This is a genomic window from Streptomyces speibonae, from assembly GCF_984686075.1.
The window spans coordinates 5004982-5027597 of sequence record NZ_OZ480260.1 but is presented as its reverse complement, the minus strand read 5'-3'; the positions used below and the strand labels follow the sequence as shown (position 1 = coordinate 5027597).

The 22616-nt window shown below is 72.4% G+C and carries 17 protein-coding genes; 9 read left to right on the top strand and 8 right to left on the bottom strand.

Annotated features, from left to right (window positions below; translation table 11 throughout):
* Positions 1–66: 66 nt before the first annotated feature.
* The 3 genes from AC5L3C_RS22765 to AC5L3C_RS22755 form a co-directional block, all read right to left on the bottom strand.
* Positions 67–237 carry a Trm112 family protein gene (locus tag AC5L3C_RS22765; protein WP_079057723.1) on the bottom strand — a complete coding sequence of 57 codons (171 nt, stop codon included), beginning with the start codon at positions 235–237 and terminating at the stop codon, positions 67–69.
* 501 nt (positions 238–738) lie between these two features.
* Positions 739–2106 (bottom strand): phosphomannomutase/phosphoglucomutase, encoded by a 1368-nt coding sequence (locus AC5L3C_RS22760; RefSeq protein WP_493650592.1) that lies wholly within the window; start codon positions 2104–2106, stop codon positions 739–741.
* Between the two features lie 116 nt (positions 2107–2222).
* The gene (locus tag AC5L3C_RS22755; RefSeq protein WP_493653980.1) at positions 2223–2642 is read right to left on the bottom strand and encodes a DUF3499 domain-containing protein; all 420 of its coding nucleotides are present in this window, start codon (positions 2640–2642) and stop codon (positions 2223–2225) included.
* A gap of 284 nt (positions 2643–2926) precedes the next feature.
* Between AC5L3C_RS22755 and AC5L3C_RS22750 the strand changes: the two genes are divergently transcribed.
* Positions 2927–3397, top strand: coding sequence for a metallopeptidase family protein (locus AC5L3C_RS22750; RefSeq protein WP_493650591.1), 471 nt, complete (start codon positions 2927–2929; stop codon positions 3395–3397).
* Between the two features lie 243 nt (positions 3398–3640).
* On the opposite strand, the gene AC5L3C_RS22745 is transcribed toward AC5L3C_RS22750, so the two are convergent.
* The 3 genes from AC5L3C_RS22745 to AC5L3C_RS22735 form a co-directional block, all read right to left on the bottom strand.
* A complete protein-coding gene (locus AC5L3C_RS22745; RefSeq protein ID WP_493650590.1) occupies positions 3641–5095 on the bottom strand; it encodes a DUF5719 family protein in 1455 nt (484 codons plus the stop codon).
* Positions 5092–8679 (bottom strand): glycosyltransferase family 2 protein, encoded by a 3588-nt coding sequence (locus AC5L3C_RS22740; protein ID WP_493650589.1) that lies wholly within the window; start codon positions 8677–8679, stop codon positions 5092–5094. Before AC5L3C_RS22740 ends, AC5L3C_RS22745 begins: the two co-directional genes overlap by 4 nt.
* Positions 8680–8892: 213 nt before the next feature.
* Positions 8893–9156: a WhiB family transcriptional regulator gene (locus AC5L3C_RS22735; protein ID WP_003975777.1), complete on the bottom strand. Its 264-nt coding sequence runs from the start codon at positions 9154–9156 to the stop codon at positions 8893–8895.
* Positions 9157–9877: 721 nt separating this feature from the next.
* Here AC5L3C_RS22735 and AC5L3C_RS22730 point away from each other — a divergent pair.
* The 4 genes from AC5L3C_RS22730 to AC5L3C_RS22715 all read left to right on the top strand — a co-directional run bounded on the left by AC5L3C_RS22730 (position 9878) and on the right by AC5L3C_RS22715 (position 13780).
* On the top strand, positions 9878–10381 hold the full coding sequence (locus tag AC5L3C_RS22730; protein ID WP_493650586.1) for a cysteine dioxygenase: 504 nt from the start codon (positions 9878–9880) through the stop codon (positions 10379–10381).
* Between the two features lie 33 nt (positions 10382–10414).
* Positions 10415–11374: a 2-phospho-L-lactate transferase gene (cofD, locus tag AC5L3C_RS22725; protein ID WP_493650585.1), complete on the top strand. Its 960-nt coding sequence runs from the start codon at positions 10415–10417 to the stop codon at positions 11372–11374.
* Positions 11371–12672: a coenzyme F420-0:L-glutamate ligase gene (locus AC5L3C_RS22720; RefSeq protein ID WP_493650584.1), complete on the top strand. Its 1302-nt coding sequence runs from the start codon at positions 11371–11373 to the stop codon at positions 12670–12672. The genes cofD and AC5L3C_RS22720 overlap by 4 nt, the downstream gene beginning before the upstream one ends.
* Before the next feature lie 106 nt (positions 12673–12778).
* Positions 12779–13780 (top strand): DNA-3-methyladenine glycosylase family protein, encoded by a 1002-nt coding sequence (locus AC5L3C_RS22715; protein ID WP_493650583.1) that lies wholly within the window; start codon positions 12779–12781, stop codon positions 13778–13780.
* A gap of 165 nt (positions 13781–13945) precedes the next feature.
* Here the strand turns inward: AC5L3C_RS22715 and manB are convergent, their stop codons facing one another.
* Complete coding sequence (manB, locus tag AC5L3C_RS22710) at positions 13946–15028, bottom strand: mannose-1-phosphate guanylyltransferase (protein WP_493650582.1); 1083 nt, start codon at positions 15026–15028, stop codon at positions 13946–13948.
* Positions 15029–15136: 108 nt separating this feature from the next.
* A complete protein-coding gene (locus AC5L3C_RS22705) occupies positions 15137–16513 on the bottom strand; it encodes a peptidoglycan recognition protein family protein (RefSeq protein ID WP_493650581.1) in 1377 nt (458 codons plus the stop codon).
* 129 nt (positions 16514–16642) lie between these two features.
* Here AC5L3C_RS22705 and AC5L3C_RS22700 point away from each other — a divergent pair, with 129 nt between their 5' ends.
* The 4 genes from AC5L3C_RS22700 (at position 16643) to AC5L3C_RS22685 (ending at position 22564) form a co-directional block, all read left to right on the top strand.
* Positions 16643–17404, top strand: coding sequence for a TIGR03089 family protein (locus AC5L3C_RS22700; RefSeq protein WP_493650580.1), 762 nt, complete (start codon positions 16643–16645; stop codon positions 17402–17404).
* A 156-nt stretch (positions 17405–17560) separates the two neighbouring features.
* Positions 17561–18772 carry an LCP family protein gene (locus AC5L3C_RS22695; protein WP_493650579.1) on the top strand — a complete coding sequence of 404 codons (1212 nt, stop codon included), beginning with the start codon at positions 17561–17563 and terminating at the stop codon, positions 18770–18772.
* 244 nt (positions 18773–19016) lie between these two features.
* A complete protein-coding gene (locus tag AC5L3C_RS22690; protein WP_493650578.1) occupies positions 19017–20789 on the top strand; it encodes an LCP family protein in 1773 nt (590 codons plus the stop codon).
* Positions 20790–20983: 194 nt separating this feature from the next.
* Complete coding sequence (locus AC5L3C_RS22685) at positions 20984–22564, top strand: LCP family protein (protein ID WP_493650577.1); 1581 nt, start codon at positions 20984–20986, stop codon at positions 22562–22564.
* Positions 22565–22616 lie beyond the last annotated feature (52 nt).

Sequence of the window (22616 nt, the reverse complement as noted above, 5' to 3'; positions counted from 1 at the left end):
CTCGGATCGGGGGCGTCGTCGTGGCGGTGCGGTGTGCTGGGTGCCGGTTGTTGTGCCGGGTGCCCCTTATGCCGGGCGGCGGGCCTCGTCGACGAGGAGGACGGGGATGCCGTCGCGGACGGGGTACGCCAGGCCGCAGTCCTGGCCGGTGCAGATCAACTCGGTGTCCTGCTCCTTGAGGGGGCTGTGGCAGGCCGGGCAGGCGAGGATCTCCAGAAGGCCGGCTTCGAGTGGCATGGGGGTCCCTTCGCTGGGTGGACGTGCTGGTCAGGGTACCGCTGGTCGGTGCGGGGTGGGGTGTGGGCTGGGTAGGGGTGGGTTTGTACGGCCGGCGGCTTGCGGAGTGCCGTGGGTTGGTGTGGGCCAGGGTGTGTTGCACAGCCGGCGCGTGCACGCTGGCCCGCGTTGGTGTGGGCCGGGGGTGTTGCACTAGCCGGCGCTCTGCGGGTGCCCTGCGTTGGTGTGGGCCGGGGGGTGTTCGCGCAGCCCGGCGCTTCCGGGGTGCCGTCGCGCCCACCCGTGCCGCCCCAGCGGCACGACTGCCCGCGGATTACGCGGATGGGGCGGAGCGCGGCAGGCGCGTGCGGCGGGGAGGGGACGGGACGGGGGTGTGCGCCCGCAGCGACTGGCGCGTCCGCGCCGTTCACCCCCACCGGCAAGCTCCATCGCGCCAGTCCGAGGACGTACACCCCCGGCGCGGCCCCGTACCACCCACCCCCGTGGGCGGGGTGCGGATCGCTAGGACCTGATGATGGTCAGGGCCTCGTCGCGGATCCTGGTCATCGTGGGCTCGTCGCGGGCCTCCGCGTTCAGGCGGAGGAGCGGCTCCGTGTTGCTGGGGCGGACGTTGAACCACCAGTCGGCCGAGCTGACGGTGAGGCCGTCCAGTTCGTCGAGGGTGATGCCTTCACGCCCCTCGTACGCGGCTCTGATCGCGGCGAGCCGGGCCGCCTGGTCGTCAACGGTGGAGTTGATCTCGCCGGAGCCGGAGTAGCGGTCGTACTGGGCGACCAGGGCGGACAGCGTGCCCTCCTGGCCGCCGAGCGCGGCAAGGACGTGCAGAGCGGCCAGCATGCCCGTATCGGCGTTCCAGAAGTCGCGGAAGTAGTAGTGCGCGGAGTGCTCGCCGCCGAAGATCGCGCCGGTCCTCGCCATCTCGGCCTTGATGAAGGAGTGGCCCACGCGTGTGCGTTCCGGCATGCCGCCGTTCTCCCGTACGACCTCGGGGACCGACCACGACGTGATCAGGTTGTGGATGATCGTGCCCTTGCCGCCGTTGCGGGCGAGCTCCCGGCTCGCCACCAGCGCGGTGATCGCGGACGGGGACACCGGTTCGCCGCGCTCGTCGACGACGAAGCAGCGGTCGGCGTCGCCGTCGAAGGCGAGGCCGAGGTCGGCACCCTCCTCACGGACCCGCTTCTGCAGATCGACGAGGTTCGCCGGGTCGAGGGGGTTGGCCTCGTGGTTGGGGAAGGTGCCGTCGAGTTCGAAGTACATCGGGACGAGCGTGAGCGGCAGCCCGGCGAGGACCGTCGGGACGGTGTGGCCGCCCATGCCGTTGCCCGCGTCGACGACGACCTTCAGGGGGCGGATCGAGGTCAGGTCGACGAGTGAACGCAGGTGCGACGCGTAGTCGTCCAGCGTGTCGCGGCGGGTGATCGTTCCGGGCGGGCCGGGGGCCGGTTCCGGGGCACCGGACTTGCTCCACTGTTCGACGAGCTCCCGGATCTCCGCCAGGCCCGTGTCCTGGCCGACGGGTGCGGCGCCCGCTCGGCACAGCTTGATGCCGTTGTAGCGCGCCGGGTTGTGCGAGGCGGTGAACATCGCGCCGGGGAGGTTCAGGGCGCCCGAGGCGTAGTAGAGCTGGTCGGTCGAGCACAGGCCGATCTCGGTCACGTCGACGCCGTGAGCTGCCGCTCCGCGCGCGAACGCGCCCGACAGGCCGGGGGACGACGGCCGCATGTCGTGGCCGGTGACGATGGCGGTCGCTCCGGTCACCCGGGCGAAGGCGGCGCCGAAGAGTTCGGCGAGGTTCTCGTCCCACTGGTCGGGGACGACCCCGCGTACGTCGTACGCCTTCACGATCTGCGACAGATCAGCAGCCACGGCCAGCCCTTCCGGAAGTCCTGTCGGTCACCACAAACTACCCGTAGAGGGTTACCGTCCGGTCGGGACCACCCGAACGTTTCTGCGAGCGCTGGGGCGGGGCCCGGATGGGGCGGTCAGTTGTCCGGGGAACGGAGGACGCGCAGGTGACCGCGGCGGGCGACCTCCATCGGGTCGGACGTACGGGAGCCGCCGGCCCCCGCCGCGCGCTCCTGGGGCCGTGCCGCCTCGCGCACCGCGTTGGCGAGCGCCTCCAGGTCGTCCCCGCTGGGCTGGGCCGGGGCGGATCCGTCGAGCAGGCGGACGACCTCCCAGCCGCGCGGTGCGGTGAGGCGCTCGGAGTGCTCGGCGCACAGGTCGTAGCAGTGGGGCTCGGCGTAGGTGGCGAGCGGGCCGAGGACCGCGGTCGAGTCGGCATAGACGTACGTCAGCGTCGCGACGGCGGGACGGCCGCAGGCGGTGCGCGAACAGCGACGTACAGGGCTCACGATGTTGGACGGTACCGCACTCTTGAGCGGGCCGCGACGACTCTCCACCACGTCAATCCACCGTGTCGTGGTGTGAAGCGTCCCACATGCCCTTTTGGGCATACCTCGCTGACCTGGTTCTACGCGGGGAGCACGGAAGGGGGGTGGTTCTGATTTCGGTCACCACTTGGCACAAACGCAGTCAAATACCTTGAGGTCATCGGGCTTGGAGGGGTACGGAATCGAGCCCAACCTTGGCCGGAATGGTCATGTTCTGACATGGCGTGCGGGGCGGCTCGAAGGGGTGTGGGGGATCGGGCGGGGCGGCGACGTGACGACTACCCTTCGCAGTGATGGACAGCCCTGTGACCCCTCCTCGTCCCACCGGCCCCGGGCCCCGACGCCGTGATCGTCACGGACGGGGGATGCGGGGGCCGGTCGCACCACCTCAGGTGCCGCTCGCCGCGAGCCGCGCCGAGACGTTCGCGGATCTGGTGCAGGACTCGGTGGAGCGGCTGGAGCGACGGTGGCCGCAGCTTGCCGACATCGACTTTCTGGTGCTGGACGTGCCGCGGCTGGATGGCGTGGGAGCGGGGGCGGTGGCAGGGACGGGCTGGAGCGATGAGGCGGTGCCGCTGGGTGGGACGATGGCTGCCCGGGACGGGCGGTCGGCGCGGGTGGTGATCTATCGGCGGCCCGTCGAGATCCGCACGAAGGGGCGGGAGGAGCGGGCGGCGCTGGTGCATGAGGTCGTGGTGGAGCAGGTGGCGGAGTTGCTGGGGCTGACGCCGGAGACCGTGGATCCTCGGTACGGGGAGGACTGACGGTGGTGGGGTGGATGCCTGCGGCGCCGCTGTCCGTCGGGTGGGGGTGCGCGTAGCGCCCACGGGGGTGGGTGGTGCGGGGCCGTGCCGGGGGTGTACGTCCTCGGACTGGCGCGATTGAGCTTGTTGGTGGAGGTGCGGGGCGCGGACGCGCCAGTCGCTGCGGGCGCACACCCCCGCCCCGTCCCCTCCCCGCCGCACGCGCCTGCCGCGATCCGTCGGCGGGGTGGCACGACGGCACCTCTATTCCTGCAGGATCGACAGGTCCTCGTTCGCCTGGGGGACCGCTACCGTGCCGCGGTCGTCCGGGAGGGGCTGGACCGTGAAGAACGGGACGCCGTCCGTCGTCTTCGTCAGCGTGCGCGACGCGTACACCGGGGTGTCCGACTCGGACTCGAGTGTGAGGGCGTACGTTCCCTTGACTCCGGACGGGACCGGCGCCTCGACGATCTGGGTCGTGCCGGACTTGATCGTGTAGGTCTTGGACGCCTGCGTCCCGCCCTCCGTGCCCGCCGACGCCGTCACCTTGATCTCGGCGGGGCCCTCGGGCGCGGTCACCGAGAGCGCCGTGCCCTTGGCCGTGTTGTCCACGGCCGTCGCGCGCGTGCCGATCGGCCGTGCCGCCGGGATGAACGCCGACTCCCGCTTCTCGCCCTCGCCCCGCAGCACCCGCACCGCCGCGACCACCGGCACCGAGCTGTCCGGTGCCGTCAGCAACAGGGAGCCCGCCTCGCCGCGCGTGATGTCGCCCAGGTCGACGGCCGCCGTCATGCCGCCCTTCACGTGCAGCGTCTCGTGGCCCGCTGGGGTGATGGCTCCGGTGGGCGAGGCGAGGCGGAGTTTCAGGTCGACGTCAGTGTCACGCGGGGTGAAGGCGATCAGGCGTACGGCGGTGGCGTCCTTCGGGATGCCGGGCAGGACCAGGCTGCCGGACGGATCGGCCGACGCGGGCAGCCAGTCGCCGCCCAGCTGGTCGTCCAGGGCCTGTACGGCCGCGCCGACCCGGCCGCTGCGGACCACCACGTGCACGGTCACGTCGGTCTGCTTCTCGCCGGTGAGCGTGGAGAGCAGCACCGACTCGGCGGAGTTCGGCTTGACCGTGATGCCCTCCCCCACCGTTGTCTTCAGGGCGCCGTCCTTGCCGTAGAGCTCGATGTCCACGACCGCCGCCGAGTCGTCGGGGTTGGTCAGGTGGACGTAGTCGGTGCGCTCGGCGGCGGTGCTGGTGCCCGGGAACCAGAACTCCGTGTCGGCGGGCGTGCAGGTGGTGCCCTGCAGGCCCCGGCCGGTGCCCGCCGCCACCTCGGTCGTCTGCTGCACGGTCCAGCCGGGTGCGAAGTGGCCCTCCGCGGTGCCGATGAGGGCGGGGGCGTCGGCTCCTGAGACAGTCCCCGTGGCCGGTTTGCCGGGTTCCGCGGGCTTCAGGGCTTTTTCGTCGGATTCCTTGGTGGTGGGGAGGAGTTCGGCCTTGCCCTTCTCCGTGCCCTCCGTGGGGGGTGTGTAGGAGGTGTACGTCGTCTCGGCCAGGTCCGAGGTGCTGGGCGGGGGGCACACCAGGCTCGTGCGTTCCACCGGGAGGTGGGCGGCCGCCTTCGCCGGGGCGTCGGTCCCGGTGTCGGGGGCCGACACGGTGGCGAAGCCGGTCACGGCGGCGAGCGCGGCCACGCCCGCGATCAGGGACAGGGTCGTGCGGTTCACTGCTGGCCCCCCTCGGGACGCTCACCGTTGGGGTCGTACGGAGTGTCGTAGCCCTGTGTGTAGTTCGGGTCGTAGCCGCCGCTCTGCGAGTACGTCTGGTCGTACTGGTAGGCGTACGGGTCGTACTGGTCGGGCTGTTGCTGATAGGCGTAGGGGTCGGGGGTGTACTGCTGCTGGTACTCGTCCGCCGCGTAGGTGCCGTCCCAGCTGCCGTAGTCGGGCTGCTGGGGGACGGGGGGCGGCTCGGTGGGGAAGTCCGGGGTGGGGAAGTCCGGTTCGGGGGGCGTCGGCTCCTCGGCCGCCTCTGCCTCCGCCTCCGCCTGGGCGCGCAGGCGGCGGGCGCGGCGGCCCTCGCCGGCCAGGGCCTCGGCGGGGACGGACGGTTCCTCGGGGAGGTCGTCGTCGATGTCGCGGCGGCGGCCGGGCAGGGCCATGACCACGAGGACCACGGCGAGCAGGCCCTGGGCCCACAGCCAGGCGGTGTGGGTGATCGGGTCCTCGTAGGTGACGGCCAGAGTGCCGCCGGTGGAGGGGAGTTCGAAGCCCTGGGCCCAGCCGTCGACCGTGGTGCGGGTCAGCGGCTTGCCGTCCAGGGTGGCGGTCCAGCCCTCGGCGGCGGCGTCGGCGAGGCGGAGCACCCGGCCCTCGGCGCCGGCGGGGATCTTGGTGTGGACCTCCACCGGGCCCGCGGCGACGGGTTCGGGCTCGCCGTCGCCGGCGGGGACGATGCTCGCGCGGGCGACCTGCCGGTCGACCCGCCACAGCGCGCCGCCCGCCTGCTGGCTGAGCCGGCTCAGTCCGGGCGTGGCGTCCAGGACGCGGGTGACCTCGCGCGGGGCGCCCTGGTGGACCAGGACGTAGCGGACGGCGAAGCCGCCGAGCTGGTCGGCCTGGTCGGCGCCGGAACCGGCGACGAGGTTGGCGACCACCTTGTCGAGTCCGGTGTTCCGGCCGTCCACGATCTCGGAGTCGCCCATCCGCACGCCCGAGCCGCGGACCAGCACATAGCCGACCCGGGCAGTGGAGTCGCTGTCGAGCACCAGGGTGCGGGCCTGGTCGCGGGTGCCGCTCTCCTCGGCGACGAAGGCGGGCACCTGGACGGGGTCGCGCCGCTCCACAGGTCCGTGGGCGCCGCGGATCATCCAGCCGGCGGCGAGGACCAGCGGGCCGACGGCGCAGGCGAGGGCGATCAGGGCGGCGACGGGCTGGCGCCAGCCGAAGCTCTGCTCGGCGACCCGCGAGCGGGCGCCGTCGGCGCCGAGCGTGGCGGCGGCCAGGACGGCGATGCCGTAGACGAGGGTGGCGGGGCCCGCCCAGGCCGAGTCGTTGGACAGGACGGCGAAGACGAGGCCCACCAGGGCCGCCGTCCACGCGGTGAGGATCGCCGTGCGGCGCTCGGAGCGCAGCAGGGCGGCGAGCGCGGCGAGCACCAGGCCGATCAGCACGAGGCCGCCCGCGGTGCCGGGGCCGCCCGGGCTCGCGCCGAGCAGGTCGAGGGCGGACGCGGCGGAGGGGCCGTACTCGAGGCCGGTCTCCCGGAAGAAGCCGAAGGGGAGCAGGGAAAGCGACCAGGGGGCCAGCACCAGCAGGGGCGTGCCCAGTTGGGCCAGGAAGCGCGGTCCGTAGGCCGGGAGCTCGGTTCTGCGCAGGGCCAGTACGCCGACGCCGAGGACCAGCGCGAGGGGCCACACGATCGGGGTGAACGCGGTGGTGACGGTGAGCAGCAGCGCGTACGCCCAGGTGGCGCGCCAACTGCCGCGCACGCCGTCGGGGTTGGTGAGCCCGCTCGCGGCGATGCCCGCGCGGGCGATGAGCGGCAGCAGGATGGCGAGTACGGCGGTGCCGATGCGGCCGCCGGCCAGGGCGCCGGTCGCGGCGGGCAGGAAGGCGTAGGCGACGGCGGCCCACGCGCGCAGCAGCCGGGAGGTGACGAGCGGCCGGGAGGCGAAGTAGGCGGTGAAGCCGGCCAGCGGGACCGAGCAGACCAGGAGGATCGTGACGGCGAGTCCGGTGGAGCCGAGGAGGAGGGAGGCGAAGGCCGCCACGATCGCGAGGTAGGGCGGTGGGGTTCCGGTGCCGCCGGCGCCCACCGGGTGCCAGGCGTCGGTGTAGCGGGCCCACAGGTCGCCGGCGTCGGCGGGCGCGGGGAGCAGGGCGCCGCCCGCGAGGGCTCCGCCGCCGAGGAGCCCGCGGCAGGCCACGAGGGAGACCAGCAGCAGGACCAGGAAGAGCACCGGGCCGGGCTTGCGGGCGATGCGCTTGAGGCGGGCGAACTGCTCGACCTCGAGGAAGTCGGCGTCGTCGCCGCCGGGTCCGGACTCGATGGCTCCGCCGTGCCGCCCCGCGCCGGAGGCGGCTTCGGGGTCGGAGCGGCCGACGATGCTGCTCGCGGCCTGTTCCACGGTGACGCGGACGGTCGCGCCGGGCGGCGGGAACAGCGGGCGCAGTTCGCCCTTGTCGGCCACCGGGCTGCCACGGTGGCGCCGTGCGGCGAGGATCCGCTCGGGGCGCAGCAAGGTGCCCATGAGGCCGCGGATCTCGTCGACGGCCTGTCCGGGGACCTTGCCGACGAGGTAGGCGAGGGTGCGCAGCAGGGTGCCGAGGACGACGCGGAACAGCACCCAGGGCAGCACGGCGGTACGGGCGTTGACCAGCAGGGTGTAGACGGCGCCGGCCTTGTCCACCTTGTGCGGGGAGGCGGCGGTGCGGCCCACGCAGTCGACGGTGCGGCGCTCGCGGGAGGCCGCCTCGGCGTGCCGGACGACGGCGTCGGGGGCGACGAGGACCCGGTATCCCGCGGAGTGCGCGCGCCAGCACAGGTCGACGTCGTCGCGCATGAGGGGCAGGTGCCGGTCGAATCCGCCGAGCTCGTCGAAGACGTCGCGGCGGATCAGCATGCCCGCGGTGGACACCGAGAGGACGGGCCGTACGTGGTCGTGCTGGCCCTGGTCCTGTTCGCGGCGGTCCAGACCGGTCCAGCGGCGGCCGGAGTTGGCGATGGAGACGCCGACCTCGAGGAGCTGTCTGCGGTCGTACCAGCCGCGGAGTTTGGGGCCGACGACGGCGACGTCGTCGCGGCCGAGCTCGTACTCGTTCTCCACGACGGCGAGCAGCTGGGCCAGCGCGTCCGGCTCGGGGGCGCAGTCGTCGTGCAGCAGCCAGAGCCACTGCACCGGTTCGCCGTGCGGGAGTTCCGGCATGTCGTAGGCGTCGTCGCGCCAGCTGCGGGTGACCGGGTCCCAGCCGCTCGGCCGCTTCAGATACGGCAGGTCGTCCGGCGTGAGGTGCGGGGCGCCGCGGTGGCACTCCTCGACCGCCTGGCCGAAGCCCGTGCGCCGGGCGAGGTGCAGCACGTTGTCGTCGCCGAGCGCGTCGGTGACCAGGCGTGCGGAGTCGTCCGCGCTGCCGGTGTCGGCGCCGACGGCGAACTGGACGGGGCGCTCCTGGCCGAGCAGCCCGGCGAGCGCGTCGGGCAGCCAGCGGCCGCCGTCGTGGGAGACGAGGACCGCGGTCACCACGTGACGCGGGAACTCTGGGGCGGCAGCGAGGTCTTGCCGGGCTGCCGTGTGGCTGTGCACGGACATCGAGGTACGGGCCCCGGTTCGGTGGACTGTGGGGGACGCCTGTGCCCGGTGGGGGCAGCGGGGCGTCTCGGACGAGCGACCACACTATCGGCTGGGCAACGGAGCGGCCCGCCGCCTGTGGACAACCACCTGCGACGGGCCTTAAGTGACGTATGTACGAAGTGCCGCTGTGCGTGCGGGGATGACGGGTGTACGGCGGTGACGCGCCGTTCGTCAGACGGCGGCCTTCTTGAGCCGGCGACGCTCCCGCTCGGAGAGCCCGCCCCAGATGCCGAAGCGTTCGTCGTTGGCGAGGGCGTATTCGAGGCACTCGGAGCGGACTTCACAGGCGAGGCAGACCTTCTTGGCCTCCCGGGTCGAGCCGCCCTTCTCGGGGAAGAAGGACTCGGGGTCGGTCTGGGCACACAGCGCGCGCTCCTGCCAGCCGAGCTCCTCGTCCGCGTCGTCGACCAGCAGTTGCTGCACCAGCTCGGTCATGTGCGCCCCTCGTCTGTCTTTCGCGTCCCCGTGATGCGGCCGTTACCGATTCCGGCTGAACGACACGAGTGAAATTACAAGTGTGCTGCTCCGGGCGAGTCAAGCCGAGATCTGCTATTGGGCCCCTGATTCACTCTGCGGAACCAAGGCCGAGCGGAAAGTGTTCAAATCACCCTAAACCTTGACACACGCACGGGACCCACGAGGGTTTCCAGCCCCCACAGAGCCTCTGTGGAAGAGGACGCCCGGGAGATCGATCTCGTTCCGGACCGCGCGACAAAGCGAACCGGATCACAGTCGGATCACAGGATCGCAACGGCGCGCGGGCCACTCGGCCGTGCGCACCTTGTGTCCCGGGAAACGATTGAGCAAACCTTTCGCCTGCCAGATGAACCGGATGAGGTGAACCACGTCCCACATACCGGGCGTCGAGTTGACAGTGAATGAGTGAACCGCTGTCCTTGGGGGCATGCTCGCGAACCGCGCACTCACCTCGACCCGCTCCGCCGGGTTCCTCGGTGCTGCCCGCGCTCGCTGTAGCTGTCGCTGTTCCGGCTGTTGAGCCCCACGCGCTCCCGCCGTCGCCGAGTCCCCCGCGACCCGGCCGCCGTTTCCTCGTTCCCACCAAGGCGCCCCTCGCCGCCGCCCGCGATCCGGGCATGGCGCGGCACCCGCCTCCCCGCCGCTTCCCGCCGCTTCCCGCCAAGGAACCTCCGCCCCCATGAACAGCGACAGCGACCTCCAGATCGCCGGTGACATCCTTGAAGTCCCGCACCTGCTCCAGCCCCCGCGCGAGCACCCGGCCACCGTCGCCGACTTCGCCGGCCTGGCCCGCTCCATCGCCGCCGACCGCTCCCAGTGGGAGCACCTCGTCCGCTACGACGCCACCAGCCGCTGGTACCACCGGCTGCACACCGGCCCCGGTTACGAGGTGTGGCTGCTGTCGTGGGTGCCCGGCCAGGGCAGCGGACTGCACGACCACGGCCGCTCCTCCGGCGTGCTCACCGTGCTGGAGGGCACCCTCACCGAACACACCGCGCGCGGCACGCGCGCGCTGACGGCCGGCGCGCAGCGCGTGTTCGCGCCGGGCTATACGCACCATGTCGTCAACGACACGCTGGAAGGCGCCGTCAGCCTGCACATCTACTACCCGGGCCTGACCGAGATGCCCATGCACACCCCGCACTGCGAGGCACGGCCGGAGCCCGGCCCGGTGACTGCCTGACATGATGTCGTAGCGGCCTGCAAGGATGACCCCATGCGCATTGTGGTTCTGGCAGGCGGCATCGGCGGTGCCCGGTTCCTGCGCGGTCTGAAGCAGGCCGCGCCGGACGCGGACATCACGGTCATCGGCAACACCGGGGACGACATCCACCTCTTCGGGCTGAAGGTCTGCCCGGACCTCGACACGGTGATGTACACGCTCGGCGGCGGTATCAACGAGGAGCAGGGCTGGGGGCGGGCCGACGAGACCTTCCACGTCAAGGAGGAGCTCGCCGCGTACGGCGTCGGCCCGGAGTGGTTCGGGCTCGGCGACCGGGACTTCGCCACACACATCGTGCGGACGCAGATGCTCGCCGCCGGATATCCGCTGAGCGCGGTGACCGAGGCGCTCTGCGACCGCTGGCAGCCCGGCGTGCGGCTGATCCCGATGACCGACGACCGCGTGGAGACGCATGTGGCCGTCGAGTCGGAGGGCGAACGCAAGGCGGTTCATTTCCAGGAGTACTGGGTGCGGCTGCGCGCCTCGGTGCCGGCCCAGGCGGTCGTGCCGGTCGGCGCGGAGCAGGCCAAGCCGGCCCCCGGTGTCCTGGAGGCGATCGCCGAGGCCGACGTGATCCTCTTCCCGCCGTCCAACCCCGTGGTCTCCGTGGGCACCATCCTCGCGGTGCCCGGCATCCGGGAGGCGATCGCCGAGGCGGGCGTGCCGGTGATCGGGCTGTCGCCGATCGTCGGGGACGCGCCCGTGCGCGGCATGGCCGACAAGGTGCTCGCGGCCGTCGGCGTGGAGTCCACGGCTCCGGCGGTCGCCGAGCACTACGGCTCGGGCCTGCTGGACGGCTGGCTGGTCGACACCGTCGACGCGGGCTGTGTGGAACGCGTCGAGGCGGCCGGCATCCGCTGCCGCGCCGTCCCGCTGATGATGACCGACGTCGACGCGGCCGCGCAGATGGCGCAGGACGCGCTGACGCTGGCCGAGGAGGTGCGGACCGTATGAGCGGCACCGGCTACCGGGTCTGGGCGGTGCCGGGCCTGCCCGAGATCCGCCCGGGTGACGACCTGGCCAAGCTGATCGCGTCCGCCGAGCCGGACCTGGCCGACGGCGACGTCCTCATCGTCACCTCGAAGATCGTCTCCAAGGCGGAGGGCCGGATCGTCGAGGCGGCCGACCGGGAGGCCGCGATCGACGCGGAGACCGTCCGCGTGGTCGCCCGGCGGGGCACCCTGCGCATCGTGGAGAACCGTCAGGGCCTGGTCATGGCCGCGGCCGGCGTCGACGCCTCCAACACCCCCGAGGGCACGGTGCTGCTGCTCCCGGAGGACCCCGACGCCTCCGCGCGGGCGATCCGCGCGGGCCTGCGCGACGCGCTCGGCGTCGAGGTCGGCGTGATCGTCACCGACACCTCCGGCCGCCCCTGGCGTGCCGGGCTGACGGACGTCGCGATCGGCGCGGCCGGCGTACGCGTACTGGACGACCTGCGCGGCGGCACCGACGCGCACGGCAACCGGCTGGGCGCCACCATCGTCGCCACCGCCGACGAACTCGCCGCGGCGGGCGACCTGGTCAAGGGCAAGGCGTCCGGCCTGCCGGTGGCCGTCGTCCGGGGACTGCCGCACGCCGTGGCGGCCGAGGACGGCGAGGGCGCGCGGGCGATGGTGCGCGGCGCGCGGGACGACATGTTCCGCCTGGGCACCTCGGAAGCCGTACGGCAGGCGGTGACCCAGCGCCGTACGGTGCGGGCCTTCACCGACGATCCGGTCGACCCGGGCGCGGTGCGCCGCGCGGTCGCGGCGGCGGTGACGGCACCGGCCCCGCACCACACCACTCCGTGGCGGTTCGTGCTGGTGGAGTCCCCCCGGATCCGCACCCGCCTGCTGGACGCGATGCGCGAGGCGTGGATCGCGGACCTGCGCCGTGACGGCAGGACGGAGGAGTCCATCGCCCGGCGCGTCCGCCGCGGCGACGTCCTGCGCAACGCCCCTTACCTGGTCGTGCCCTGCCTGGTCATGGACGGCTCGCACACCTACGGGGACGCGCGGCGGGACGGGGCGGAGCGGGAGATGTTCGTGGTCGCCGCGGGCGCCGGCGTACAGAACTTCCTGGTGGCGCTGGCCGGGGAGCGGCTGGGTTCGGCCTGGGTGTCGTCGACGATGTTCTGCCGCGACGTGGTCCGGGACGCCCTGGACCTGCCGGCGGACTGGGACCCGATGGGCGCGGTGGCGGTGGGCCACCCGGCCGAGGACCCGCGTCCGCGGCCCGAGCGGACGGCGGACGCGTTCGTCGCCGTGCGGTGAGCCGGGTGTGCGGGGGCCTGCTGCTCCGGTGCGGGGGCCTACCCTCTTAGGGGCCCTCCGCTGCCGGCGGGCCGATCTCCGGTCCACTCTCATCCCTGGGACTCCCGTGGCAGGACGTTTCGCTCCCCGCCCGACCCGCACGACCGTGCGCGGCGGCCATGTCGCCGTGCCCGCGGGCGTCCCCCGCCAGGCGCCCGCTCCGGCACGTACGCGGACATATGTGCCGGACGGCCCCCTGGACCTCGGCCTGGTGCTCGGGCCGCTGCGGCGCGGGCCCGGTGATCCGACGTTCCGGGCGCTGCCGGACGGCTCCGTGTGGCGGACCAGCCTGACACCGGCGGGTCCGGGGACGCTGCGGGTGACGCAGCGGGCCGGGGAGATCCGGGGCGAGGCGTGGGGGCCGGGCGCGGACTGGCTCCTGGAGCAGCTGCCGGAGATGCTCGGGTCGGCCGACGACCCGTCCGCCTTCGTGCCCCGGCACAAGCTGCTGGCGGTGACCCGGCACCGGCGGCCCGGACTGCGGCTGACGCGGACCGGGCTGGTGCTGGAGTCGCTGATCCCGTCGATCCTGGAGCAGAAGGTCACCACCGGCGAGGCGTACCGGGCGTGGCGGCTGCTGGTACGGAAGTACGGGGAGCCGGCGCCCGGGCCCGCGCCGGAGCGGATGTCGGTGATGCCGGCGCCGCGGACCTGGGCGCTGATCCCCTCCTGGGAGTGGCACCGGGCCGGGGTCGACAACAAGCGGGCGTCGACGGTGCTGCGGGCGGTGCGGGTCGCGGCGCGGCTGGAGGAGGCGGTGCGGATGCCTCCGGAGGCGGCGCAGGCGCGGCTGGAACTGGTGTCGGGGATCGGGCCGTGGACGTCCGCGGAGACGGTGCAGCGCAGTCATGGGGCGGTGGATGCGGTGACCGTGGGGGATCTGCATCTGCCGGGGATCGTGGGGTGGGCGCTGGCGGGGGATCGGTATGCGGATGATGCGGGGATGCTGGCGCTGCTGGAGCCGTATGCGGGGCAGCGGCATCGGGCCGCGCGGTTGATTCTGTTGAGCGGGCGGGCGCCGGGGCGGCGGGCGCCGCGGATGCCGTACGGGGACATCGGGCGGTTGTGAGGCGCGGGTGGGCTGCGCGCCCCGGTGCCTGAACGTCGGCCGCGTTGGTGTGGCCCGGGGGTGTGTTCGCGCAGCCCGGCGCTACGGGGGTGCCGTCGCGCCCACCCGGCACAACTGCCCGCGGAGGGCGGGGGTGGGTACGTGCGGATCGCGGGAGCGCGGCACCTACTGATCCGAGGAGAAGCGGACGGCGCCGGCCGGGATGTGGGCGTCGCACCAGACTCGGGCGCCCTCGCGGAGTTCGTTGTGGGCGCCTATGACCGCGCCGTCGCCGATGACCGTGCCGGTCAGGACCGATCGTTCGCCCACCCGCGCCCGCGTCCCGATCAGCGAGTCGGTGACGACCGCGCCCGGTTCGATGACCGCCCCCGGCAGGATCGTGCTCCCGAAGACGCGCGCGCCCTCCGCCACGAGCGCGCCCTCGCCCACCACCGTCCCGCCCGCGAGCTTCGCGCCGGGCGCCACGGTCGCCGTGGGCAGCACCAGCCGGGCACCGCAGCGGCCGGGCACCGCCGGCGACGGCGCACGCCCGAGCACCAGATCCGCCGAGCCCCGCACGAACGCCGCCGGTGTCCCCAGGTCCAGCCAGTACGTCGAGTCGACCATCCCCTGCAGATGCGCCCCCGCCGCGAGCAGCCCCGGGAACGTCTCCCGCTCCACCGACACCACCCGCCCCGCCGGGATCGCGTCGATCACCGACCGCCGGAAGACGTACGCCCCCGCGTTGATCTGGTCGGTGACGATCTCCTCCGGTGTCTGCGGCTTCTCCAGGAAGGCGAGCACCTTCCCCGTGTCGTCCGTCGGGACCAGCCCGTACGCCCGTGGATCGGTCACCTTCGTCAGGTGCAGCGAGACGTCCGCCCCCGTCGTCTCGTGCGTCCGCACCAGCGCCCGGATGTCGAGGCCCGTGAGAATGTCCCCGTTGAAGATCAGCACCGGCTCGTCCGGCCCCGAGTGCAGCCGGGAGGCGACGTTGCGGATGGCGCCGCCGGTGCCGAGCGGCTCCTCCTCCGTGACGTACTCGATGTGCAGCCCCAGCGCCGAGCCGTCACCGAAGTACGGCTCGAAGACCTCGGCCAGATAGGACGTCGCCAGGACGATGTGCTCGACGCCCGCCGCTCTGGCCCGCGCCAGTTGGTGCGTCAGGAAGGGCACCCCGGCCGCCGGGACCATGGGTTTGGGTGTGTGCACCGTGAGCGGGCGCAGCCGTGTGCCCTTGCCGCCGACCAGGAGGATCGCTTCTGTCACCTGTCGTCTTCGCTTCCTGCCGGGACCGGCCGAACTGTCTTTCGGCCGGCCAGTGTATGCAGACCGTTCCGCAGCCCGTTCTCCGGCAGGAAGAAACGCCGGTCCGCCTCAGCGCCCCTGGTAGCGGGCCGCCGTGGAACGCACCGTGCCGAGCTTCTTGTACAGCTTCCCCCCTGGGCACGAGGTGTTGAACCCGTCCCGGTGACCGGAGATCACGTTCAGTCGTACCTTCTTGCCTTTTCGGTAGAGATTGCCACCTCCGGACGTCAGATATGTCTTGGCGCGCGGATTCATGCCGTGCAGCCCGAGTTTCCACGCGGCGAGCCGGGCGACGGCCTTCACCGCGGAGGACGACGGCTTCTTGGAGCCGTAGGAGCCGATCACCGCGATGCCCGTCGTCTTCGTGTTGAAGCCGAGGGTGTGGGCGCCTTTGACGGCCTTGGCCACGCCCCCGGCCCGGCCCTCGTAGATCCGGCCGCACTTGTCGACGAGGAAGTTGTAGCCGATGTCCCGCCAGCCCAGGCTCCTGACGTGGTAGCGGTAGAACCCGCGGATGAGTGAAGGCGCCTGCGAGCACGAGTAGTTGTTGCCGGAGGCGGTGTGGTGCACGAAGGCCGCCTTGACCTTGCTGGTGTACACGAACCCGCCCTTGCGCAGGCCCTCGTCGGCGCCCCATCCGCGCCGGGTGACGATGGCGGGGCGCGGCCCGATGTGCGGCTTCGCCCGCTGTTCCTCGGTCAGTTCGGCCCCGCGCAGGGCGAGGAACTCCCGCTGGGTCCGCTCTCCGTCCAGCTCCGGGATCTCGTCGGCGCCCGGGGCCGCGAGCCGGGCGTTGGCCGCGGAGGCGGCGGCCGCCGCGGCGGTCACGGGGCCCGTACGGCCGTCGACGCCCTCGCGCGCGTCCGCGGCGGCGTCTCCCGGGTCGATGAGCTCGAGCCGCAGCCCGGACGGCAGCTCCGGCACTTCACCGGCCCCCGGGTCTTCGCCCGGTTCACCGGGTTCCGGCCGCACCCGGACCTCCACCCCGTCCGACTCCCCCACCCACAGCGGCGCCGTGGCCCCCCGCACCTGACCGGAGGCGGCTTCCGAGGTGCCCGGGTCGGCGCCGTGGTCGGTGTAGTGGGTCTCGACGTCCCGCCAGCCGGACCAGTCGCCGCCGGCGGCCGAGCGGGTACGGACCTGCACCCGGCCGGCGAGTTCGGCGGCGGGGTCGTCCCAGATGACGCCGAGGAGGGAGAAGTGCCGTACGGCCCGAGGGGTGAGGCCGAGAACGGCGGCGCCGGTGGCGCGGTCGTGGGCGAGGGGCCGCAGGGGCAGCGACTGGGTGCTGCCGGGCACGTCGGACGGGGCCGTCACCGCTGCGCGCGTGGCCGCTCCTGCCGTGGACGCCGGTCCCGCGGCCGCCGCGGCGGCGGGCGGGGCGAGCGGAAGGGCGAGGGCGGCGGCGCAGGTGACACCGATTGAGGAAGCAAGAATTCCACGCATACCCCTGATCTTGGACATAGTCAGACAAATATGTCCATCGGGCATGTGACGGCCCGTCGGACACCGTTCCCCCGAACCGGTGTCGTGCGAGGAGGGTGCGCGGCGACGGCGCCGCGTACGCTTGCCCGGGTGAACGCCACCGACCGCACCCCTGCCGACCTGCTGAGTTCCGCGCTGGCCGCGGACCCGGGACGCCCCCTGGTGACCTTCTACGACGACACCACGGGCGAACGTGTCGAATTGTCCGTGGCCACCTTCGCCAATTGGGTGGCCAAGACCGCCAACCTCCTCCAGGACGAACTGTCCGCCGAACCCGGCGACCGGGTGGCCCTGCTGCTGCCCGCGCACTGGCAGACGGCGGTGTGGCTGCTGGCGTGCGCGTCGGTGGGCGTGGTCGCCGACGTGGCCGGGGACGCGGCGGCCGCCGACATCGCGGTGAGCGGTCCGGCGCCGGAGTCGCTGGAGGCCGCGCGGGCCTGCTCGGGACCGCGCATGGCGCTGGCGCTCAGGCCGCTGGGCGGGCGCTTCCCGCAGCCGCCGGACGGCTTCGCCGACTACGCCGTCGAGGTGCCGGGCCAGGGCGACCGGTTCGTGCCGTACGCGCCGGTCGACCCGGAGGAGCCGGCGCTGATCGTGGCCGGGCGGGAGTTCAGCGGGGCGGAGGTGGTGGAGCGGGCCCGGGCGGAGGCGCCGGAGATCGGGCTGACCGGTCCGGGGTCACGGATCCTGTCGGGGCTGCCGTTCGACACCTGGGAGGGCCTGAACTCCGGCCTGTACGCACCGCTGGCGACCGGCGGCTCGGTGGTGCTGTGCCGGAACCTGGACCGCCTCGGCGAGGAGGACCTGGCCAAGCGGGTGGAGAGCGAGCGGGTGACGGTCATCGCGGGATGACCGCCGGCCGGCCCGGGAGGAGCGGCCCCGTACTCCCCCGTTCGGCGCAACACCACCCCCCACGCCCCGCGCTCCCGGGTCATCGTCGTAGTCAGCGGCACGCACCACACCCGTACGCCGTCCCCGTCCCGTGCGCAGTGAGGGGTGGACCCGGCCATGAGCGACACCGCAGGCGCGCCCCTCGGACAGCCGGGGCAGGGGGCCGGGCGCACCCTGGGCCCGGGGGCGGGGTCCTCGCCGAGCGGGCGGGGCCGGATCCGGCGCCGGCGCCGGCGCTGGGCGCACGGCACGGGGCTGACGCTGGCCGTCGTGCTCGTCGCCGCGGCGGGCGCCGGGTGGGTGGCGTACGTGAAGCTGGACGGGAACATCACTCCGGACGAGGCCGCGGCGGCGGAACTGGAGCGGTTCGAGGAGGACCGGCCGACCGCCCTCGTCAAGGGCGCCCAGAACATCCTGCTGATCGGGTCCGACACGCGCGCCGGTGAGGAGAACGGCCGCTACGGGCCGGATCCGGGGACCGAGCGTTCCGACACGGTGATCCTGCTGCATCTGTCGGCGGGCCGGCGCGACGCCACCGCGGTGTCGATACCCCGGGACCTGATGGTGGACGTGCCGGACTGCCGCCGCCCGGACGGGTCGCGTTCCGCGCCGATGTTCGCCGCGTTCAACTCCGCCTTCGAGGTGGGGGGTTCCGCCTGCACCATCCGCACGGTGGAAAAGCTCACGGACATCCGCATCGACCATCACGTGGTCGTGGACTTCGAGGGTTTCAAGGACATGGTGGACGCGGTGGACGGTGTCGAGGTGTGTCTGCGCGAGCCCATTGACGACAAGGACGCGGAACTGAAACTCCCGGCGGGCCGGGTGACGCTGAGCGGGGAGCAGGCGCTCGGCTATGTCCGCGCCCGCAAGACCCTCGGTGACGGCAGCGACACCAGCCGGATGGAGCGCCAGCAGCGGTTCCTCGGCGCGCTCGTCACCAAGGTGCGCGGCAATGAGGTGCTGCTGAATCCGGTGAAGCTGTATCCCGTTCTGGACGCGGCCACCTCGTCGCTCACCACCGATCCCGAGCTGGCCAGCTTGCGTGGTTTGTACGAACTCGTGCGCGGTCTGCGCGAGATCCCTCCGGAGGACGTGCAATTCCTCACCGTGCCGCGGGAGTCGTACATCGAGGACGTCAATCGCGACCAACTCGCGCAGCCCGCGGCGGCGGTGCTGTTCGAGCGGCTGCGCACGGACGCGCCCGTGACCGTTGGCACGGAACGTGACGGAAAGGCCACGGAAAGGGATTACGGGAAGGCGGCCGACAGCAGTTCTCCCGCCCCCACCTTCTCGGGTAACACCGCCGCCGAGGACTCCTGTATGTAAAAGCTGTCCCAATCCAACTGCACGTACGGGCACCCTTGTCCAGGGAAATGGGTGGAATGCCCCCTTGTGAGGACGTGGAATTCGTCACCGGCGTCGCCCTGACCGGATCGGGGCCGTTAGTGTGAGCGCTCCGGTGCGTCCGTTGCCTCAGGACTGTCCTGAGAAACCGCACTGAGTGACCGAAGACTCGAGCGCCTGGGAGGGGAAAGGCGCCGCGTGGCCCCGACGGAGGATTCGAGCAACCGTGGACGCGCAAAGCCGTGGGCGGGGAGACAACATCGATCCCGCAGATCAGTGGGTGCTCAATCCCGACACGGGTGAATACGAACTGCGACTGAGCCCTTCCGTACCGCAGTCGCCGCCCGTTCCGGGTCAACGCGGACCGCGTTCCCCGGACGCACCCCGTCCGCCGGCGCAGGGTCGTTCGACCGAGCGGCCCGGCCGTTCGGCGCCCGGGCGGGACGCGCCGGGACGCGAGACGCCCGGCCGGGAGGTGCCGCCGCAGCGCAGGCGCCGGGGCACGCCGGAGGAGCCGCCGCCGGGCAGGCGCGGGCGCCGGCCGGCGAAGAAGGGCTCGAAGGTCAAGAAGGCCCTGCTGTGGACCAGCGGCACCATGGCGGTCCTGGTGCTGGCCGTCGGTGTGGGCGGTTATCTGTATCTGGAGCACCTGAACGACAACATCACGTCCGTCTCCGACGACGGCGCCTCCACCGGTGGCTTCAAGAAGGACCAGGCGATCAACATCCTGCTGATCGGCACGGACAAGCGCACCGGTTCGGGCAACGAGGGCTACGGCGACAAGGGCAGCGCCGGGCACGCCGACACCACGATCCTGCTGCATGTCTCCAAGGACCGCTCCAACGCGACCGCGCTGAGCATCCCGCGTGACCTGATAGTCGACATTCCCGACTGCCCGACGGAGCAGGAGGACGGCAGCCAGAAGGTGATCCCGGGTTCCACCGGCGCCCGCTTCAACACCAGCCTCGGCCAGAGCGGCCGGACGCCCAGCTGCACGATGCGCACCGTGACCGAGCTGACCGGGATCACGCCGGACAACTTCATGGTGGCGGACTTCAACGCGGTCAAGACGCTGACCTCGGCGGTCGGCGGCGTCGAGGTCTGTCTGGCCAAGGACATCGACGACCCGGACTCGCACCTGAAACTCCCCAAGGGCACACACACCATCGAGGGCGAGCAGGCCCTGGCGTTCGTGCGGACCCGGCACTCGGTCGGCTTCGGCGGCGACCTGAGCCGGATCGAGCTGCAACAGCAGTTCCTGAGCTCGCTGATGCGGAAACTGAAGTCGAACGACACGCTCACCAGCCCGTCGAAGATGATCAAGCTGGCGGAGGCGGGGACCGAGGCGCTCACCGTCGACTCCCAGTTGGACAGCATCGGCAAACTCAAGGATCTCGGTCTGGAGCTGGGCAAGCTCAACGTCAAGAACCTGACCTTCGCCACCGTGCCGGTGATAGACAACCCCGCCGAGCCGAGGCCGGTGACGGTCGTCCTGCAGGAGGGGTCCGCCCAGCAGGTCTTCGACATGGTCAAGAACGACGTGTCCTTCACCGAGGTCAAGCAGAAGGAGAAGAAGGAGAAGGCCGCCGTCGCCGCCCGGCTGAAGGGCGAGAAGGCACCCGCCTCCGAGGTGCGGGTACGGATCCTCAACGGCGGCGCACCCGCGGGCAGCGCGCAGGAGACCCTCAGCTGGCTCCAGGTCGAGCAGGGCGTCAGCAAGTCGGAGAACGCGGGCAACGCCGAGGAGGAACTGGGCAAGACGACGCTGGAGTACGCCCCCGACCAGGCCGACCAGGCGCGCCGGCTGGCCGCGATCATGGGACTGTCCGGGGCGGCGATGAAGCCCGGCGAGAGCGTCACCAACGCCCAGGGCGTGCCCGCGATGACACTGACCCTCGGCAAGGACTTCAAGGGGGCAGGTGTGCCGCTCACCACGCCGGAGAAGGCGCCCGAGGACGTCAAGAAGTCCACGGCGGACAAGGTCGTGTGCGCCAAGTAGCAGGCACCTGACGGGCCTGACGCACGTCCTCCCGAGGGCGAGCGGCAGGCCCGTTCTCCGTACCGTCCGCCGGAAATTCGTTGAACTCGCTCCGCACCTCGGGGCAACTGACGCGCCCCTCAAGCGTCTAACAGGACGCAGGACGGCCCGACGGGCCGGTGCGAGGAGTTCCAGGGGTGGGAAGGACCGGGGCAGTGACGCAGAACGCCACGCGGGAGACGCTCCCTGACGAGGAGCATCAGGAGGGCCCGGACGACGGCCCGCCCGCCGGTGACAGCGGCCCCCGCCCGCGGCGCGTGCGCCGGGTGCTCAAGTGGTCCGCCGCCGTCCTCGCCCTGCTCATATTCGGCGCTGCCGGGGCGGGTTACCTCTACTACCGGCAGCTGAACGGCAACATCAAGAAGGAAGCCCTGAACCTGGGCGACAACAAGGTCGCCGAGCCGACGCCCAACGCGGCCGGGCAGACCCCGCTGAACATCCTGCTCATCGGCAGTGACGCGCGGGACTCCAAGGAGAACCAGCAACTCGGCGGCGCCCGGGAGACGTTCGGCTCCACGCCGCTCGCCGATGTGCAGATGCTGGTGCACCTGTCGGCCGACCGGACCAACATGTCCGTGGTCAGCATGCCGCGCGACACCCTCGTCGAGATCCCCAAGTGCACCGACCCGGACGACGGGACGGTGTACCCGGCGAGCTACGGGCGCACGATGACCAACCAGAGCCTCGGGCACGGCGGTCCGGGCTGCACCGTGGCCACCTGGCAGGAGCTCACCGGCATCCACATCGACCACTTCGTCATGGTCGACTTCGCGGGCGTGGTGTCCATGGCGGACGCGGTCGGCGGTGTCCCGGTGTGCGTCGACGCCAACGTCCACTCGCGCGACAGCCAGGGGCACGGCTCCGGGCTGAAGCTGGAGAAGGGCACCCACCCCGTCAAGGGCGAGCAGGCGTTGCAGTGGCTGCGCACGCGGTACGGCTTCGAGGACGGCAGCGACCTCGCCCGCGCCCGGGCCCAGCACATGTACATGAACTCGCTGGTCCGCCAGCTGCGGGAGAACGCCACCCTGAGCAGCCCCAACAAGCTGCGCAAGCTGGCCGAGAAGGCCACCGAGGCGCTCACCGTCGACCACGGTCTCGACACCGTGAAGAAGCTCTACGACCTGAGCACCGAGCTGCGCAAGGTGAAGCCGGAGCGCATCACCATGACGACGATGCCCAACCGGTACGTGGGCGCGCGCGTGGAGCCGACCGAGGACGCCGAGAAGCTGTTCCGTCTCGTGCGCGAGGACATCGCCCTCGACGGCAAGGACGCCGAGGGCAAGAAGCCGGACAAGAAGACCGAGGCTCCCGCCGACCCGGCCGCCGACGACGCCGAGATCGCCGTCCTGGTGCGCAACGGCACCCGCACCGACACCCTCGGGGCCGCCTCCGGACGGGCCGGCACGGTCTCCGGGACGCTCAGGGAGATGGGCTTCACCGCCACGACCGCCGACACCACCAGCGCGCTCAGCGAGGAGCGGACCCTCGTGCGCTACCCCAGCGCCGACCTGGAGGGCGACGCCCGGCGCGTCGCCGACGCCCTCGGTGTCCCGGTGAGCCAGGTGAAGCGGTCCACCGACGTCTCCGGCGTGACCGTCGTGGTGGGCGCCGACTGGCGCGAGGGCACGGCGTACAAGGCGCCCGAGGAGGACAACACCACCCCCGAGTCGGCGAACGCGCTCAACGGGGCCGACGACAAGGCGTGCATGCACGTCAACCCCGCCTACAGCTGGTGAACGCGCGGGCGCCCCTTCCCGCAGCCGGGAAGGGGGCCCTCGTACGACGGGG